Source organism: Streptomyces sp. NPDC028928, assembly GCF_055564915.1.
In genome coordinates this window covers 202,971-217,924 of sequence record NZ_JBVHVI010000015.1, presented here as the reverse complement: position 1 = coordinate 217,924, position 14,954 = coordinate 202,971, and the positions used below count along the sequence as shown (strand labels likewise).

14 protein-coding genes are annotated in these 14,954 nt (G+C 72.4%); 6 read left to right on the top strand and 8 right to left on the bottom strand.

What is annotated here, in order from left to right; all coding sequences use genetic code 11:
* Nucleotides 1–143: 143 nt before the first annotated feature.
* Nucleotides 144–500: an iron-sulfur cluster assembly accessory protein gene (locus ACZ4U1_RS32440; protein ID WP_030340884.1), complete on the bottom strand. Its 357-nt coding sequence runs from the start codon at nucleotides 498–500 to the stop codon at nucleotides 144–146.
* Between the two features lie 264 nt (nucleotides 501–764).
* Between ACZ4U1_RS32440 and nadA the strand changes: the two genes are divergently transcribed.
* The gene (gene nadA, locus ACZ4U1_RS32435; protein ID WP_467907731.1) at nucleotides 765–1,949 is read left to right on the top strand and encodes a quinolinate synthase NadA; all 1,185 of its coding nucleotides are present in this window, start codon (nucleotides 765–767) and stop codon (nucleotides 1,947–1,949) included.
* A 50-nt stretch (nucleotides 1,950–1,999) separates the two neighbouring features.
* On the opposite strand, the gene ACZ4U1_RS32430 is transcribed toward nadA, so the two are convergent.
* From ACZ4U1_RS32430 to ACZ4U1_RS32410, 5 genes are all read right to left on the bottom strand, one after another.
* Entirely contained in the window at nucleotides 2,000–5,101 is a 3,102-nt protein-coding gene (locus ACZ4U1_RS32430; RefSeq protein ID WP_467907730.1) for an efflux RND transporter permease subunit, read from the bottom strand.
* A 159-nt stretch (nucleotides 5,102–5,260) separates the two neighbouring features.
* Nucleotides 5,261–5,941 (bottom strand): response regulator, encoded by a 681-nt coding sequence (locus tag ACZ4U1_RS32425; RefSeq protein ID WP_467907729.1) that lies wholly within the window; start codon nucleotides 5,939–5,941, stop codon nucleotides 5,261–5,263.
* The gene (locus ACZ4U1_RS32420; RefSeq protein ID WP_467907728.1) at nucleotides 5,938–7,155 is read right to left on the bottom strand and encodes a sensor histidine kinase; all 1,218 of its coding nucleotides are present in this window, start codon (nucleotides 7,153–7,155) and stop codon (nucleotides 5,938–5,940) included. Before ACZ4U1_RS32420 ends, ACZ4U1_RS32425 begins: the two co-directional genes overlap by 4 nt.
* 91 nt (nucleotides 7,156–7,246) lie before the next feature.
* Entirely contained in the window at nucleotides 7,247–7,525 is a 279-nt protein-coding gene (pspAA, locus tag ACZ4U1_RS32415) for a PspA-associated protein PspAA (RefSeq protein ID WP_467907727.1), read from the bottom strand.
* A 33-nt stretch (nucleotides 7,526–7,558) separates the two neighbouring features.
* Nucleotides 7,559–8,323: a PspA/IM30 family protein gene (locus ACZ4U1_RS32410; RefSeq protein WP_467907775.1), complete on the bottom strand. Its 765-nt coding sequence runs from the start codon at nucleotides 8,321–8,323 to the stop codon at nucleotides 7,559–7,561.
* A 242-nt stretch (nucleotides 8,324–8,565) separates the two neighbouring features.
* Between ACZ4U1_RS32410 and ACZ4U1_RS32405 the strand changes: the two genes are divergently transcribed.
* The 3 genes from ACZ4U1_RS32405 (at nucleotide 8,566) to ACZ4U1_RS32395 (ending at nucleotide 11,113) form a co-directional block, all read left to right on the top strand.
* Complete coding sequence (locus ACZ4U1_RS32405) at nucleotides 8,566–9,192, top strand: DUF3043 domain-containing protein (protein ID WP_467907726.1); 627 nt, start codon at nucleotides 8,566–8,568, stop codon at nucleotides 9,190–9,192.
* A gap of 83 nt (nucleotides 9,193–9,275) precedes the next feature.
* Entirely contained in the window at nucleotides 9,276–9,977 is a 702-nt protein-coding gene (locus tag ACZ4U1_RS32400; RefSeq protein WP_467907774.1) for a class I SAM-dependent methyltransferase, read from the top strand.
* Nucleotides 9,978–10,033: 56 nt separating this feature from the next.
* A complete protein-coding gene (locus ACZ4U1_RS32395) occupies nucleotides 10,034–11,113 on the top strand; it encodes a S1C family serine protease (protein ID WP_467907725.1) in 1,080 nt (359 codons plus the stop codon).
* A 36-nt stretch (nucleotides 11,114–11,149) separates the two neighbouring features.
* Here ACZ4U1_RS32395 and ACZ4U1_RS32390 read toward each other — a convergent pair whose 3' ends face one another.
* A complete protein-coding gene (locus tag ACZ4U1_RS32390) occupies nucleotides 11,150–11,359 on the bottom strand; it encodes a hypothetical protein (RefSeq protein WP_030340902.1) in 210 nt (69 codons plus the stop codon).
* A gap of 80 nt (nucleotides 11,360–11,439) precedes the next feature.
* On the opposite strand from ACZ4U1_RS32390, the gene ACZ4U1_RS32385 reads away from it, so the two are divergent.
* Nucleotides 11,440–12,642: a bifunctional adenosylcobinamide kinase/adenosylcobinamide-phosphate guanylyltransferase gene (locus ACZ4U1_RS32385; RefSeq protein WP_467907724.1), complete on the top strand. Its 1,203-nt coding sequence runs from the start codon at nucleotides 11,440–11,442 to the stop codon at nucleotides 12,640–12,642.
* 7 nt (nucleotides 12,643–12,649) lie between these two features.
* On the opposite strand, the gene ACZ4U1_RS32380 is transcribed toward ACZ4U1_RS32385, so the two are convergent.
* Complete coding sequence (locus ACZ4U1_RS32380) at nucleotides 12,650–13,633, bottom strand: class I SAM-dependent methyltransferase (protein ID WP_467907723.1); 984 nt, start codon at nucleotides 13,631–13,633, stop codon at nucleotides 12,650–12,652.
* A gap of 133 nt (nucleotides 13,634–13,766) precedes the next feature.
* Here ACZ4U1_RS32380 and cobT point away from each other — a divergent pair, with 133 nt between their 5' ends.
* Nucleotides 13,767–14,870, top strand: coding sequence for a nicotinate-nucleotide--dimethylbenzimidazole phosphoribosyltransferase (gene cobT / locus ACZ4U1_RS32375; RefSeq protein WP_467907722.1), 1,104 nt, complete (start codon nucleotides 13,767–13,769; stop codon nucleotides 14,868–14,870).
* Nucleotides 14,871–14,954: the final 84 nt, after the last annotated feature.

Below are 14,954 nucleotides of genomic sequence, written 5' to 3'. Positions count from 1 at the left end.
GGGAGGGAGAGGGGGCAGAGAAGGGGAGGGGGGGTTGCTGGCGGGGGGACGCGGGGGCCGGGCGGGGGGGGGGGGGGAAAGACAGGGGGGGGCGCCCCCAGGGGGGGGCCCCCCGCCTCGTTCGCGTCCGGTGTCGGCTCGGCTCAGCTGAAGGAGTCGCCGCAGGCGCAGGAGCCGGTCGCGTTCGGGTTGTCGATCGTGAAGCCCTGCTTCTCGATCGTGTCCACGAAGTCGACGGTGGCGCCGCCCAGGTACGGGGCGCTCATCCGGTCCGTGACGACCTTGACCCCGCCGAAGTCCTTCACGACGTCGCCGTCGAGCGAGCGCTCGTCGAAGAAGAGCTGGTAGCGCAGGCCGGAGCAGCCGCCGGGCTGGACGGCGACGCGCAGCGCGAGGTCGTCGCGGCCTTCCTGGTCGAGCAGGGCCTTGACCTTGGCCGCGGCGGCGTCGGTCAGGATGATGCCGTCGGTGACGGTGGTGGTCTCGTCCGATACGGACATCTACATCTCTCCCGGGTTGTACGGAGACTGCTTGCCGACGAGTGCAACCGGCGATTCCGCGGATTCATTCCGGGCCGGGCATTCGCGTTGTCGCGTTTTTTCTCGCTTCCTCATGCTCGCACATGGCCGGGAAGGCGGACAGGCGCCCGGAGAGGGACCGCGGGGGGATTCACGTCACATAGACGTTATGGCCATCGTCAAAGTGACGTGAAGCGGTTATGATAGATAGCGTCAGTTAGACGAAAAGTAGAAAGGGTGCGTGTGGTGACCACCGCCCAGACCCCGGAGCTCGACGTGCAGCCGACTCCGCTCGCCCTGCTGCTGCTCGGCCGTGAGGCCGACCCGAAGAGCGAGCGGGGCGTCGAGTGCCCCGGTGACCTGCCGTCGCCGTCCGACCCCGACCTGGTCGAGCGTGCCCGCGCGGCCAAGGAGAAGCTCGGCGACAAGGTCTTCGTGCTCGGCCACCACTACCAGCGCGACGAGGTCATCCAGTTCGCCGATGTCACGGGCGACTCCTTCAAGCTGGCCCGGGACGCGGCGGCGCGCCCGGAGGCCGAGTACATCGTCTTCTGCGGTGTGCACTTCATGGCCGAGTCGGCGGACATCCTGACCTCCGACGACCAGAAGGTGGTCCTGCCCGACCTCGCCGCCGGCTGCTCCATGGCCGACATGGCGACGGCCGAGCAGGTCGCCGAGTGCTGGGACGTGCTGACCGAGGCCGGGATCGCCGAGCAGGTGGTCCCCGTCTCGTACATGAACTCCTCGGCCGACATCAAGGCGTTCACCGGCAAGCACGGCGGCACCATCTGCACCTCCTCCAACGCCAAGCGCGCCCTGGACTGGGCCTTCGAGCAGGGTGAGAAGGTCCTCTTCCTGCCGGACCAGCACCTGGGCCGCAACACCGCCGTCCGCGACATGGGCATGTCCCTGGACGACTGCGTGGTCTACAACCCGCACAAGCCGAACGGCGGGCTGACCGCGGACGAGCTGCGCGGCGCGAAGATGATCCTGTGGCGCGGTCACTGCTCGGTCCACGGCCGGTTCAGCCTGGACTCGGTCAACGACGTGCGCGCCCGCATCCCCGGGGTGAACGTCCTGGTGCACCCCGAGTGCAAGCACGAGGTCGTGGCCGCGGCGGACTACGTCGGCTCGACCGAGTACATCATCAAGGCCCTCGAAGCCGCCCCGGCCGGCTCCAAGTGGGCCATCGGCACGGAGCTGAACCTGGTCCGCAGGCTGGCGAACCGTTTCGCTCCCGAGGGCAAGGAGATCGTCTTCCTCGACAAGACGGTCTGCTTCTGCTCGACCATGAACCGCATCGACCTGCCCCACCTGGTCTGGGCCCTGGAGTCCCTGGCCGAGGGCAACCTGGTCAACCGGATCGAGGTCGACAAGGAGACGGAGGCGTTCGCCAAGCTGGCGCTGGAGCGGATGCTGGCGCTTCCCTAGCGAGCACGAAGGGCCGGGTCCCGGACGGGACCCGGCCCTTTTCCCTGCCGTCACACTCCGGCCGGCTCCGGCGCCTTCTCCGGCTGCGGCTGCCTCTTCGCCGCCCGCTTCTTCGCCCTGCGTTCCTTGCGCAGCTCCAGCATCGCGTAGAGCGTCGGGACGAGGAGCAGGGTCAGCAGGGTCGAGGTGATCAGGCCGCCGATAACGACCACCGCCAGGGGCTGGGCGATGAAACCGCCCTCGCCGGTGACCCCGAGGGCCATCGGGAGCAGGGCGAAGATCGTCGCCAGCGCCGTCATCAGGATCGGGCGGAGCCGGTGCCGGCCGCCCTCGACCACGGCTTCCACCACGCCGTAGCCCTGGGCCCGGTACTGGTTGATCAGGTCGATCAGCACGATCGCGTTGGTCACCACGATGCCGATCAGCATCAGCATGCCGATCATCGCGGGCACGCCCATCGGGGTGCCGGTGGCGACCAGCAGGCCGATCGCGCCCGTCGCCGCGAACGGGACGGAGACCAGCAGGATCAGCGGCTGGGCGAGCGAGCGGAAGGTCGCGACCAGCAGCATGAAGACGATCGCGATGGCCGCCAGCATGGCCAGGCCCAGGTTCTTGAAGGCGTCGTCCTGGTCGGAGGAGACACCGCCGATCTCGGCCGTGGCACCCGCCGGGAGCTTCAGGGCCTTGATCTTCGCCTGGAGCTTGCCGCTGATCGCGCCCGTGTTGTCACCGGTCGGCCTGGCCGTGACGGTGGCCGCGCGCTGCCCGTCGATGCGGGTCATGGACACCGGGCCGTCCACCAGCTTCACCGTGGCGATGTCGGCCAGCTTCACCGGGCCGAGGCGCAGCTTCCTCAGCTGGGCCAGCGTGGTCGCGGGCTTCGCCGACCGTACGACGACGTCCCGCTCGGTGTCGTCCAGGACCGCCTTGGCCGCCGTCGTACCCCGTACGGCCTGTGCCACCGCGGCGCCCAGCTTCTGGTCGTCGAACCCTGCGGCCGCGGCCTTGGCGTTGGCCCTGACGGAGATCCGCGGCACGCTCTGCGCGAGGTCGCTGCTGACGTCCGTGACGTGGTCGAGGCCGGCGACCGTGGAGCGGACCTGCTCCGCCGCCGTGCGCAGCGCCTTCGGGTCGGACGCCTTCACCACGACGCTCAGGTCCTGGTTGCCGAAGCCGTCACCGGCCGACACGGTGGTCGTGCCGATGCCCTTGAGCTTCTCCAGGCCGTCCTCGAGGTGCTTCTGCACGTCGTCGTAGGAGGCGGAGTCCTCGAGCATCACCTGGTACGACGCCTGGTTGGTGTCGGTGCCGCCGCCGAAGGCCGCCATGAAGCCGGAGGAGCCGACGGTGACCTGGTAGTCCTTCACGCCCTCGGTGGAGGCGAGCAGCTTCTCGACCCGCTTGGCCTGCGCGTCGGTGGCGGCCAGGCTGGTGCCGGGCCTCAGCTTCTGCTTGACGGTGAGGACCTCCTGCTCGCCCTGGTCGAAGAAGTTCGTCTTCAGCAGGCCGGACATGCCGAAGGTGACGACCAGGACGACGATCGCGATCAGCACGCTGGTGAGGCGGCGGCGGGTCGCGAAGCGCAGGACGGGGACGTAGGCGCGCTGGAGGCGGCTGCCGGCCTCCTTCTCCTCGGCCTTGCGGCGGGCCTCGGACGCGTCCTCGGGGGTGCCCTTCGGGGCGCGCAGGAACCAGTACGACAGGACCGGCACGACCGTCAGCGACACCAGCAGGGAGGCCAGCAGGGCCGCCGTCACCGTGATGCTGAACGAGCCGAACAGGGCGCCCACCATGCCGCCGACCAGACCGATCGGCAGGAACACGGCGACCGTGGTGAGGGTGGAGGAGGTGACCGCGCCGGCCACCTCGCGGACCGCGGTGAGGATCGCCTCCCTGCGCTCCTCGCCGTAGCCGAGGTGCCGCTTGATGTTCTCCAGGACCACGATCGAGTCGTCCACGACCCGGCCGATGGCGATGGTCAGCGCGCCCAGGGTGAGCATGTTCAGCGCCAGGTCGCGCGTCCACAGCACGAGCAGGGCCAGCACCACCGACAGCGGGATGGACACCGCCGTCACCAGCGTCGAGCGGATCGAGGCCAGGAAGACCAGGATCACCAGGACCGCGAAGAGCAGGCCGAGCGCGCCCTCCGTGGTCAGGCCCTTGATGGACTTGGAGACGGCCGGGCCCTGGTCGCTGACCACCGTGAGCTTCGCGCCCGCGCCGAGGTCCTCGCGCAGGCCGGGCAGCTTGTCCTTCACCGCGTCGGAGATGGAGACCGCGCTGCCGTCGTGGTCCATCGTCACGTTGACGGCGAGGCTGGGCCTGCCGTCGGTGCGGGTGATCGAGTCCGCCGGGGCCGGCTGCTCCTTCACCGTGGCCACGTCGGCGAGCCGCACCGGCTGCCTCACGCCCTCGCCGGTGACCCGCAGGTCCTTGATCTGCCGCAGCGAGGTGAAGCCGCCGCCGACCTGGACGGTGCGGTTGGCGCCGTCCTCGTCGAAGGAGCCGGCCGGGACGGTCGCGCCGCCCGCCTGCAGGGCCTGGCCGAGAGCGGCGGCGGTGAGACCGGCGCGGGCGAGCTTCGCGTCGTCCGGGGTGACGGTGACCTGGAGGTCACGGACGCCCATGACCTGGACGCGGCCGACGCCGTCGATGTCCTTCAGCGCCGGTACGACGGTCGTGTCGAGCTGGTCGGCGAGGGCCTGCTGGTCCTTGTCGGAGGTGACGGCGAGCACGACGGTCGGCATGTCGTCCGTGGAGCCGGAGACCACCTGCGGGTCGACGTCGTCCGGGAGCCGGTTGCGGGCCCGGTTCACGGCCTGCTGGACGTCGGAGACGATCCGCTCGGTGTCGTTGCCGTAGTCGAAGGACGCCATGATCACGGCGTTGCCCTCGCTCGCGGTGGAGGTGACACCGGTGACGCCGTCGACGCCCTGGAGGTTGTCCTCGATGGGCTCGACGACCTGCTTCTCGACCACGTCGGGCGAGGCGCCCTGGTACGGCGCGATCACCGACACCATGGGCAGTTCGATGGTGGGCAGCAGCTGCTGTTTGATCTGGGGTATCGCGATCAGCCCGAAGGCGAGCGCGACGAGGGATACGAGCCCGACGAGGGCCCGTTGCGCGAGGCTGAACCTGGACAGCCAGGACATGGATCAGGGTCTCTCTTCTGTGAGCGGCAGAAGCGGCGAGGGGACGCGGGTGAGCGCCCACCCCACCACCCTGATCCATCCCCGGGGGCCGTTCCGTAGGTCCCAGGTCCCGTTCCCCTACCCGGCCCCTACTCCCCGCGCAGTACACGCGGGTGGAGGTCACTCCATCCTCGGGCGTACCAGCCCCGACTCGTACGCGATCACGACGAGCTGCGCCCGGTCCCGTGCGCCCAGCTTGGCCATGGCCCGGTTGACGTGCGTCTTCACCGTGAGGGGGCTGACCTCCAGACGCTCGGCGATCTCGTCGTTGGAGTGGCCGCCGGCGACCTGGACGAGAACCTCCCGCTCCCGGCCGGTGAGCGCGCCGAGCCGCTCGGCACGGGCCGGGTCGGGGCCGTCGCCGTCGTCGCCCCGGGCGAGGAAGCGGGCGATCAGCCCCTTGGTGGCGGCCGGGGACAGCAGTGCCTCACCGCCCGCCGCGACCCTGATCGCGTTCAGCAGCTCCACCGGTTCGCTGCCCTTGCCGAGGAAGCCGGAGGCGCCGGCGCGCAGTGCCTGGACGACGTAGTCGTCCACCTCGAACGTGGTCAGGATGACCACACGGACCTGGGCGAGGGACGGGTCGGCGCTGATCAGCCGGGTCGCGGCGAGGCCGTCGGTGCCGGGCATCCGGATGTCCATGAGGACGACGTCCGGGCCGTGCTCCTTCGCCAGCCGGACCGCCTCCGCACCGTCGGAGGCCTCCCCCACCACCTCCATGTCGGGCTCGGAGTCGACCAGCACCCGGAACGCGCTGCGCAGCAGTGCCTGGTCGTCCGCGAGCAGGACACGGATGGTCATACGGGCTCCCCCTGGGCCGTCGTCGTCTTGACCGGCAGGATCGCATGCACGCGGAAGCCGCCGCCGTAGCGGGGTCCGGTGGTCAGGGTGCCGCCGAGGGCGGTGACCCGCTCGCGCATGCCGAGCAGCCCGTGCCCGCCGCCGGCCGCGGGCGCGCCGGGCGCCGCGGAGCCGTCGTCCAGCACGGTGACCTCCACGTTCGGTCCGACGCGTACGACGCTCACCTCGGCCTCGGCCTCGGGCCCGGCGTGCTTCTGCACGTTGGTCAGGGCCTCCTGGACGATCCGGTAGGCGGCCAGGTCGACGGCGGCGGGCAGTTCGGTGCCCTGGTCGGCGCGGGCCACGGACACCGGCAGGCCCGCGCTGCGGAAGGTGTCGGCCAGCTCCTCCAGGCGGCTCAGGCCCGGGGCGGGTTCGGTGGGGGCCTCCGGGTCGCCGGACTGGCGGAGCAGGCCGACGGTGGCGCGGAGTTCGTCGAGCGCGCTGCGGCTGGCCTCGCGGACGTGCGCGAGGGCCTCCTTGGCCTGGTCGGGCCGCTTGTCCATGACATGGGCGGCGACGCCGGCCTGCACGTTGACGAGGGCGATGTGGTGGGCGACGACGTCGTGCAGATCGCGGGCGATCCGCAGCCGCTCCTCGGCGACCCGGCGGCGGGCCTCCTCCTCGCGGGTGCGTTCGGCGCGTTCCGCGCGGTCCCGGATGGCCTGGACGACCGCGCGGCGGCTGCGGACCGCGTCGCCCGCGGTGGCACCGATGCCGGTCCAGGCGAGCACGCCCAGGTTCTCCTGGGCGTACCAGGGCAGCGGGCCGGCGAGCATCGCGGCGGCCGTGAGCACGGTCATGGTGAGCAGGCCCAGACGCCAGGTGGTGGGGCGGTCGGTGGTCGCGGCGACGGTGTACAGGGCGACGACGGCGGACATCGCGACCGGGGCGCGCGGGTCGCCGGTGACGCACTCCACGAGGGAGACGGTGCCGGTGACGGCGAGGACGGTACGGGGGGTGCGGCGGCGGAAGACGAGCGCCGCCGCTCCGGCCAGGAGGAGGAGCAGGCTGAGGGCGTCAGGGGTGCGCAGCTCCCAGACGACGCCGTGTTCCCGCCGGGGCACGGCGAAGGAACCGACGACCATGCAGGCCAGCACGCCCGCGGCGAGGGCCGCGTCCAGCGCGAGGGGGTGCGCCTTGAGACGGCACCGGGCGCGTTCGAGAGTGCTCACCCGAGGAACAGTACGGCTCCTGCCGGTACTGGTCAGCAGGGCCGCGGTACTGGTCAGCAGGGCCGCGGCCACGGCGGCACACGGCGTCCCCTCAGCCCGGGATCAGCCCTTCGTCGCTGAGAAGTGCCCGTACGTCCTCCAGCGTCGCGTCCGGGGACGGCAGGATCAGTTCCGAGGGTTCCAGGGAGTCGTCCGGCAACGGCGTGCCGAGGCGGTGGACGGCGTCCAGGAGCGCGGTGAGCGTACGGCGGAAGCCCTCGTCGTCGCCGCCCTCCATCTCCGCCAGCAGTTCGTCGTCCAGCTTGTTCAGCTCGGCGAGGTGGCTGTCGTCCAGCCTCACCTGGCCCTCCCCCATGATCCGTACGATCACGTCGGCCTCCTCGGCTCGGGCCCCGGCGCCGGGCTACTGCTTGTCGAAGCGCGGGGTGTCCTGCGGCTGCTGCTGGGACTGCCCCTGACCGGTGCCGCCCTCGAGGGCCTGCTGCGAGGAGCCCCCGGCCAGCTCGGCCTTCATGCGCTGCAGTTCCAGCTCTACATCCGTACCACCGGAGAGCCGGTCCAGCTCGGCCTGGATGTCGTCCTTGTGCATGCCGGACTGGTCGTCCAGGGCGCCGGAGGCCAGCAGCTCGTCGATGGCGCCGGCCCGGGCCTGCATCTGGGCGGTCTTGTCCTCGGCACGCTGGATGGCGAGGCCGACGTCGCCCATCTCCTCGGAGATGCCGGAGAAGGCCTCGCCGATGCGGGTCTGGGCCTGGGCGGCGGTGTAGGTGGCCTTGATGGTCTCCTTCTTCGTACGGAAGGCGTCCACCTTGGCCTGGAGGCGCTGGGCCGCCAGGGTGAGCTTCTCCTCCTCGCCCTGGAGGGTGGCGTGCTGGGTCTCCAGGTCCGTCACCTGCTGCTGGAGCGCGGCCTTGCGGGACAGCGCCTCGCGGGCCAGGTCCTCGCGGCCGAGCGCGAGCGCCTTGCGGCCCTGGTCCTCCAGCTTGGCGGACTGCTGCTGGAGCTGGCCCAGCTGGAGCTCCAGGCGCTTGCGGCTGGTCGCCACGTCGGCGACGCCGCGCCGCACCTTCTGCAGCAGCTCCAGCTGCTTCTGGTAGGAGTAATCGAGGGTCTCGCGCGGGTCCTCGGCCCGGTCAAGGGCCTTGTTCGCCTTCGCGCGGAAGATCATCCCCATACGCTTCATGACACCGCTCATGGGCTTCGCGCGCCCCCTTCTGACGGACTCCAGCTCACAGATCCTGCGACAGGACCCACAGTACGGGCCCTGCTTCCATTACCGCACTGTTCGCGGGGTGATGCGCTCATCCCCGAGGACGACTGCGGGCCGCTCCGCTCCGGCGTGAGGAGTAGGTGATCCACCCTGTACAGACGTCCGGCGTTGCCGGATCGTTCCCCGCCGGGCTGGGGTCCATGCCGGTACAGCCCTTACCCTTGGGTTTTGTGTTCCGTAGCCGTGCCAAAGAAGAGAAGGCCCCCGCCGACAAGGCGCAGGTGACCCTCTCCAAGCAGCCCCGTGACCCGCAGGCCCCGAAGGGCCGGCCCACGCCCAAGCGCAGTGAGGCCCAGTCCCAGCGGCGCAGCGTGGCCCACACGCCCACCAACCGCAAGGAGGCCGCGAAGCGCCAGCGCGAGGAGCGGCGCCAGGCCCTGGAGCGGCAGCGCCAGGCGCTGGCGACCGGTGACGAGCGCTATCTGCCCGCCCGGGACAAGGGCCCGGTCCGCAAGTTCGCCCGGGACTGGGTGGACTCGCGGTTCAACGTGGCGGAGTTCTTCCTGCCGCTCGCCGTGGTCATCCTGGTGCTGAGCGTGGTGCGGGTGCCCTCGATCCAGAGCCTCGCGCTGCTGCTGTGGCTGATCGTGATCGTGCTGATCGTGCTGGACGCGGCGGTCAGCGGTTTCCGGCTGAAGAAGCGGCTCAAGGAGCGCTTCCCGGACGAGAACACGCGCGGCGCGGTCGCCTACGCGCTGATGCGGTCCCTGCAGATGCGCCGGCTCCGGCTGCCGAAGCCGCAGGTGAAGCGCGGAGAGCGGCCCTGAGCGCTGACGCTTTCACCGGGGACGCGGCCGGTGCCCGGCCCAACCGGCTGGGCGGCCTGCGGGACGTCGTGAGCCAGGAGCTGGTGGCGCGGCAGCTCGACGAGCAGATAGCCGGGCGGTTCCCGGTCGGGCAGCGGCTGCGGGTGCTCGACGTGGGGATGGGCCGGGGCGCGCAGGCGCTGCGGCTGGCCCGGCTCGGCCACCAGGTGACCGGGGTCGAGCGCGATCCGACGATGATCGCCGCCGCCCGGGAGGCCGTGGCCCGGGAGCCGGAGGGCATCCGGGAGCGGGTCCGGCTGGTGGAGGGCGACGGGCGGGACACCGGTGTGCACTTCCTGCCGGGCAGCTTCGACGTGGTGCTGTGCCACGCCGTCCTGATGTACGTCGAGGAGCCCGACCCGCTGGTGGCGGGCCTGGCCCGGATGCTGGCCCCGGGCGGTCTCCTCTCCCTGCTGGTGCGCAACGGCGACGCGCTCGCCATGCGCCCGGGTCTCGGCGGTGACTGGGCGGGTGCCCTGGCCGCCTTCGACACCACCGCCTACCGCAACCGTCTGGGCGTGTCCGTCCGCGCCGACCGCCTGACCTCCCTCACCGCCACGCTCGACGGCATCGCCGCCCCGCTGCACGCCTGGTACGGCGTCCGGGTCTTCACGGACACGGCGGCGGACGACGCGGCGGTCCCCGAGGACCTCGAGACGCTGCTCGCGGTGGAGGAACGGGCCGGGCGCACGGACCCGTACCGCGGGGTGGCGGCGCTGCTGCATCTGTGCGGGGTACGCGGCTGAGCCCGTTCGGGGCAACAGCGGGGGCCGGGTGATCAGCCTGCGGTGAGACTCGGGGCATGGACGCTTCCCGTACCCGTGCGCAGGCCCTCCGGACTGCCGCCCGCAGGGCCGTGCTGGCGTGCTGCGCGGTCCTCGCCGCCGCCTGCACCACACCCCTCACCCCCGCCGGGCAGGACGCTCCGGCGAGCGCCCGGGCGGCCGTGCCGATGGCCGCGACCGACCTGCAGGACCAGTACCAGCGGGTCATCAGGGAGGTTTTGCCGTCGGTCGTGCAGATCCAGGCGAGCCGGGACCTGGGCTCGGGGGTGGTGTACGACGACAGGGGACACATCGTCACCAACGCGCACGTCGTCGGCTCGGAGAAGACCTTCCAGGTGACCACGGCCAACGACGAGGAGCCGCTCACCGCGAGCCTGGTCTTCTCCTACCCCGAGCAGGATCTCGCCGTGATCCGGCTGGACCGGGTGCCGGACGGGCTGAAGCCGGCGGTGATCGGGGACTCCGAGAAGGTGCAGGTCGGGCAGATCGTGCTGGCCATGGGATCGCCGCTGGGGCTGTCGTCCAGCGTGACCCAGGGCATCGTCTCGGCGACCGGACGGACCGTCAGCGAGGGTGACACGGACGGCGGTACGGGCGCGACCATCGCGAACATGGTGCAGACGTCGGCCGCGATCAACCCCGGCAACAGCGGCGGCGCCCTGGTGAACCTGGACGGCCAGGTGATCGGCATCCCGACGCTCGCGGCGGCCGACCCGAGCCTCGGGGGCAGTACGGCGCCCGGCATCGGGTTCGCGATCCCGGCGTCGATGGTGAAGACGGTCGCCGACCAGATCATCAAGGAGGGCAAGGTCGTCGACTCCGGGCGGGCCGCCCTCGACATCACCGGGCGGACCTTCCTGAACGACCAGTACCAGCCGATCGGGGTGGCGGTGGTCACCGTGCGCGCCGGCGGCGCGGCCGACAAGGCGGGCCTGCGCCCCGGGGACATCATCACCGCGCTGGGTGACCAGTCCATCACCACCATCACCTCGCTCGCCGAGGCACTGGCGGTGGACAGGCCGGGCCGGCGGACGTCGGTGACGTTCCAGCGCAACGGCACCGAGAAGACGGTCGAGGTGACGCTGGGCGAGCAGTGAGGAGGGCGGCCCCTCCTCACCCCGCCCGACGCCGGGTCAGGCGTCGGCCTGCAGGCTCATCGGCCCGTAGATCTCGGTGGTCTCCTCGAACAGCCGTACCTGGTCGGCCCCGCCCTCCAGCAGCGCCTTCCAGTGCTCGCCGATCCAGGACTCGGCGTCGCCCTGCGTGGTGAACTCCTCGGGCTGCACCGCCGGCTGGACCTCCGTCCCGTCGGCCTTCTCGAACCGCCACGTCCATGCCGTCATGTGGGCCTCCTTTGATCCAACACCTGCCCGGCAGCCTAGCCGGAAGCGCAAGACCTGCGGGGACAGGCGAAAATCGGTCCGTGGACATCACTCTCCTCGGTACCGGTGCCCCCGCGGGACTGCCTCGACCCGACTGTTCCTGTGCCGCCTGTGCGACCGCGCTCGGGCCGGACGCACGGGCCGCGACCGCGGTGCTGGTCGACGGCGCGCTGCTGCTCGACCTGACGCCGGGCGCGGCCTTCGCGGCGGCGCGCGCCGGGTGTTCGCTGGGCGGGGTACGGCAGGTGCTGCTGTCGCATCCGCACGACGGCCCGGCGGTGGAGGTGCCGGCCGGGCTGCCGCAGCCCGGGCGGGTGCCGGACGGGCGGGAGTTGGCGCTGCTGACGGGGCATCGGGTGCGGGCCGTGGCGATGGACGCGGGCGGCACCGGGTACGCGGTGACCGGGCCGGACGGGCAGCGGCTGCTGTATCTGCCGCCGGGCGGGGCGCCGGCCGGTCTGGCGGAGGCGACGGCGGAGTCGTACGACATGCTCCTCGCGGACGTCGTGGGCCGCCCGGACGCGCTCGCCCGGCTGCGCGCGGTCGGCTCGGTCGGCCCCACGACGGACGTCATCGCCGTCCACCTCGACCACGACGTGCCGCCCGGCCCGGAGTTGCGGCGCCGGCTCGCGGCGGTCGGGGCGCGGGCGGTGCCGGACGGTACGACGCTGGTGGTGGGGGCGTACGAGGAGGTGCCGGACGTGCCGCGCCGGACGCTGGTGCTGGGCGGGGCGCGCTCGGGGAAGTCGGTGGAGGCGGAGCGGCGGCTGGAGGCCTTCCCGGACGTGCTGTACGTGGCGACGGGCGGCACGCGGGGCGGGGACACCGAGTGGGCGGCGCGGGTGGCCGCGCACCGGGAGCGGCGGCCGGGGTCGTGGCGTACGGCGGAGACGACGGACCTGGTGCCGCTGCTGGCGGAGGACGGGCCGCCGCTGCTGATCGACTGTCTGTCGCTGTGGCTGACGGACGTGATGGACTCCGTCGGGGCGTGGGACGACGCGGAGTGGGCGGGCGGGGGCGAGAAGGCCCTGCGGGAGCGGGTGCGGGAGCTGACGTCCGCGGTGCGGGCCACTCGCCGGACGGTGGTGGCGGTGTCCAACGAGGTCGGCTCCGGGATCGTCCCCGCGACTGCCTCCGGCCGGCGGTACCGGGACGAACTGGGGCGGCTGAACGCGGCGTTCGGGGCGGAGTGCGAGCAGGTGCTGTTGGTGGTGGCGGGGCAGGCGCTGGTGCTGCGGGGGTGACGCACGGCTAGCGCGCGTCCTTCCGCGCCACCACCCGGTACGCGTTCGAGAAGCGGGTGCGGCGGAAGAAGGGGGCCAGCGCGTGGTCCAGGGCCGCGGCCACGTCCATCACGGGTGACGCCGCCAGTTGGACCACAGGGTGGACGTGGGCCAGGGACAGGGCGACGGCCGCCGCGAGGTCGTAGGGGATGTGGGGGGTCCTGCGGTCGGTGACGAGGATCGTGCAGCCCAGGGACTCCAGCTCGGTGCGGAGGTTGGCCAGAGGGACCAGGTGCAGGTGGCGCGGCTGGCCGTAGGGAAGCCACCGTTTGCCCAGCAGTGTGGCGAACAGGCAGCGCGGGTCCGGGACTTCGACGACCAGGTGGCCGCCGGACCGCAGCACGGTCAGCGCGGCGCGGAGTTCGGCGCGCGGGTCGGGCGCGTGCTGCAGGTGGTGGAACATGGTGACGACGTCGTAGCGGGCGCGCAGCCGGGCCGCCATCCCCGGTGTCGAGAGATAGCCGCGGTGCGCCTCCTCCACCCGCCCCTCCAGCAGCGCCTGCTCCACCCGGGCCGTCGGGTCCAGCCCGTCGAAGCTGGTGTACGGGAAGAACTCCTTCGCCGCCTCGGGGAAGCGGGCGTGCCCGGTGCCGACGTCCAGCCAGCTCTCCGGTTCGCGCAGCTCCGACAGCCGCCAGGCGGTGGCGCGGTGCCGGCGCCGGACCGCCCGGTCGGACAGGACGCGGGCGGCGAACTCCTCCAGGTGTCTTTCGTAGAAGTCCCGGTGGAAGAAGGCGAGTCCCTCGGCGGTGAGCCGCGGGTTCTGGAAGCCGTGGCCGCAGTCCCGGCACCTGTCGAGGGCGAACGCGCCCGACCGGTGCCGCAGCGGGTCGGGCGCGCGCACCCGGGTGCGCAGGTTGGGTGAGCCGCACCAGGGGCAGTCCTCGCGGCGCGGCTCCTGGAAGGGGTCGTGGGCGGTGGTGAACTGCGGGGTGAGGGGCGAGGTCGGCATGGGCGGCTCCCTGTGCGACATTCCGCGGCAAACCGGAACGTATGGGATCACGTTCCCGGGTGCAATGACGTCGCGGGGGTGTGGTGACGACGTGGCGCGGGAGCCGTCGTTCGCTGGCGGTACTGTTCGGCGAATGAGCAGCCTTAATCTGGACGACTTCACCGATCTGATCGAGCGCCCGGACGGCGGCGTACGTCGTGACGCCGAGACCCGGCGTGAGCGCCAGATCGTGCCGCCGGGAGCGCTGGGCCGCCTGGACGAGCTGGGCGAGTGGCTGGCCGCCGCGCGGGGCACCGTACCCGTGCGGCCGGTCGAGCGGCCCCGGGTGGTGCTGTTCGCCGGTGACCACGGCGTCGCCGAGCTGGGCGTCTCGGCGCGGCCCGCGGGCGGGGCGGAGCAGCTGGTGCGGGCGGTGCTGGAGGGTGCGAGCCCGGTGTCCGTGCTCGCGCGCCGGCTGGAGGTGCCGGTACGGGTCGTGGACATGGGCCTGGACTGCGAGCCGGACGCCCTCCCGAAGGAGGTGACACGGCACCGGGTACGGCGGGGCAGCGGCCGTATCGACGTCGAGGACGCGCTCACCCTGGACGAGGCCGAGGCCGCGCTGCTCGCGGGTGTCGCGGTCGCCGACGAGGAGGCCGACTCGGGCACCGATCTCGTGGTGCTGGGCGATGTCAGCGTGGGCGGGACCACGCCGGCTGCGGTGCTGATCGCCGCGCTGTGCGGGACCGACGCCTCGGTGGTGACCGGGCGGGGCGGGGTCGCGATCGACGACCTGGCGTGGATGCGCAAGTGCGCGGCGATCCGGGACGCGCTGCGCCGGGCCCGGCCGGTGCTCGGGGACCAGCTGCAGCTGCTGGCGACGGTGGGCGGGGCGGACCTCGCGGCGACGACCGGGTTCCTGCTCCAGTGCGCGGTGCGGAAGCTGCCGGTGATCCTCGACGGGGTCGTGGCCGCCGCGTGTGCGCTGGTCGCCCAGCGGGTCGCGTTCCGGGCGCCGGACTGGTGGCTGGCCGGGCACGACAGCGGGGAGCCGGGGCAGGCGAAGGCGCTGGACCGGATGGCGCTGGAGCCGCTGCTGGAGCAGGGCGTGAAGGTCGGCGAGGGCGTGGGCGCGCTGCTGGCGCTGCCGCTGGTCAGGGCCGCGGCCGCGCTGGCCGCGGAGCTGCCCGAGAAGCCGGACGCCGAGGAGGAGACCGCGGAGGAGGCCACGCAGGAGACCGCGGAGGAGACCGCGTAGCCGGTCGCGGCGGAAAAGAGGGGTGGCGGTCCTCGCCGGGGTGAAAAGTGCGGTTCGTCACAGCCGCGCCCATATGATCCTGCC

Bases quoted from the DNA above. Each gene is read 5' to 3' on its own strand.
- ACZ4U1_RS32410 (WP_467907775.1), bottom strand. From the start codon at position 8,323: ATGATCTTCCGCGCGAAGGCGAACAAGGCCCTTGACCGGGCCGAGGAC.
- ACZ4U1_RS32405 (WP_467907726.1), top strand. From the start codon at position 8,566: ATGCCGGTACAGCCCTTACCCTTGGGTTTTGTGTTCCGTAGCCGTGCC.
- ACZ4U1_RS32425 (WP_467907729.1), bottom strand. From the start codon at position 5,941: ATGACCATCCGTGTCCTGCTCGCGGACGACCAGGCACTGCTGCGCAGC.
- ACZ4U1_RS32395 (WP_467907725.1), top strand. From the start codon at position 10,034: ATGGACGCTTCCCGTACCCGTGCGCAGGCCCTCCGGACTGCCGCCCGC.
- ACZ4U1_RS32380 (WP_467907723.1), bottom strand. From the start codon at position 13,633: ATGCCGACCTCGCCCCTCACCCCGCAGTTCACCACCGCCCACGACCCC.
- ACZ4U1_RS32390 (WP_030340902.1), bottom strand. From the start codon at position 11,359: ATGACGGCATGGACGTGGCGGTTCGAGAAGGCCGACGGGACGGAGGTC.
- ACZ4U1_RS32440 (WP_030340884.1), bottom strand. From the start codon at position 500: ATGTCCGTATCGGACGAGACCACCACCGTCACCGACGGCATCATCCTG.
- cobT (WP_467907722.1), top strand. From the start codon at position 13,767: ATGAGCAGCCTTAATCTGGACGACTTCACCGATCTGATCGAGCGCCCG.
- ACZ4U1_RS32430 (WP_467907730.1), bottom strand. From the start codon at position 5,101: ATGTCCTGGCTGTCCAGGTTCAGCCTCGCGCAACGGGCCCTCGTCGGG.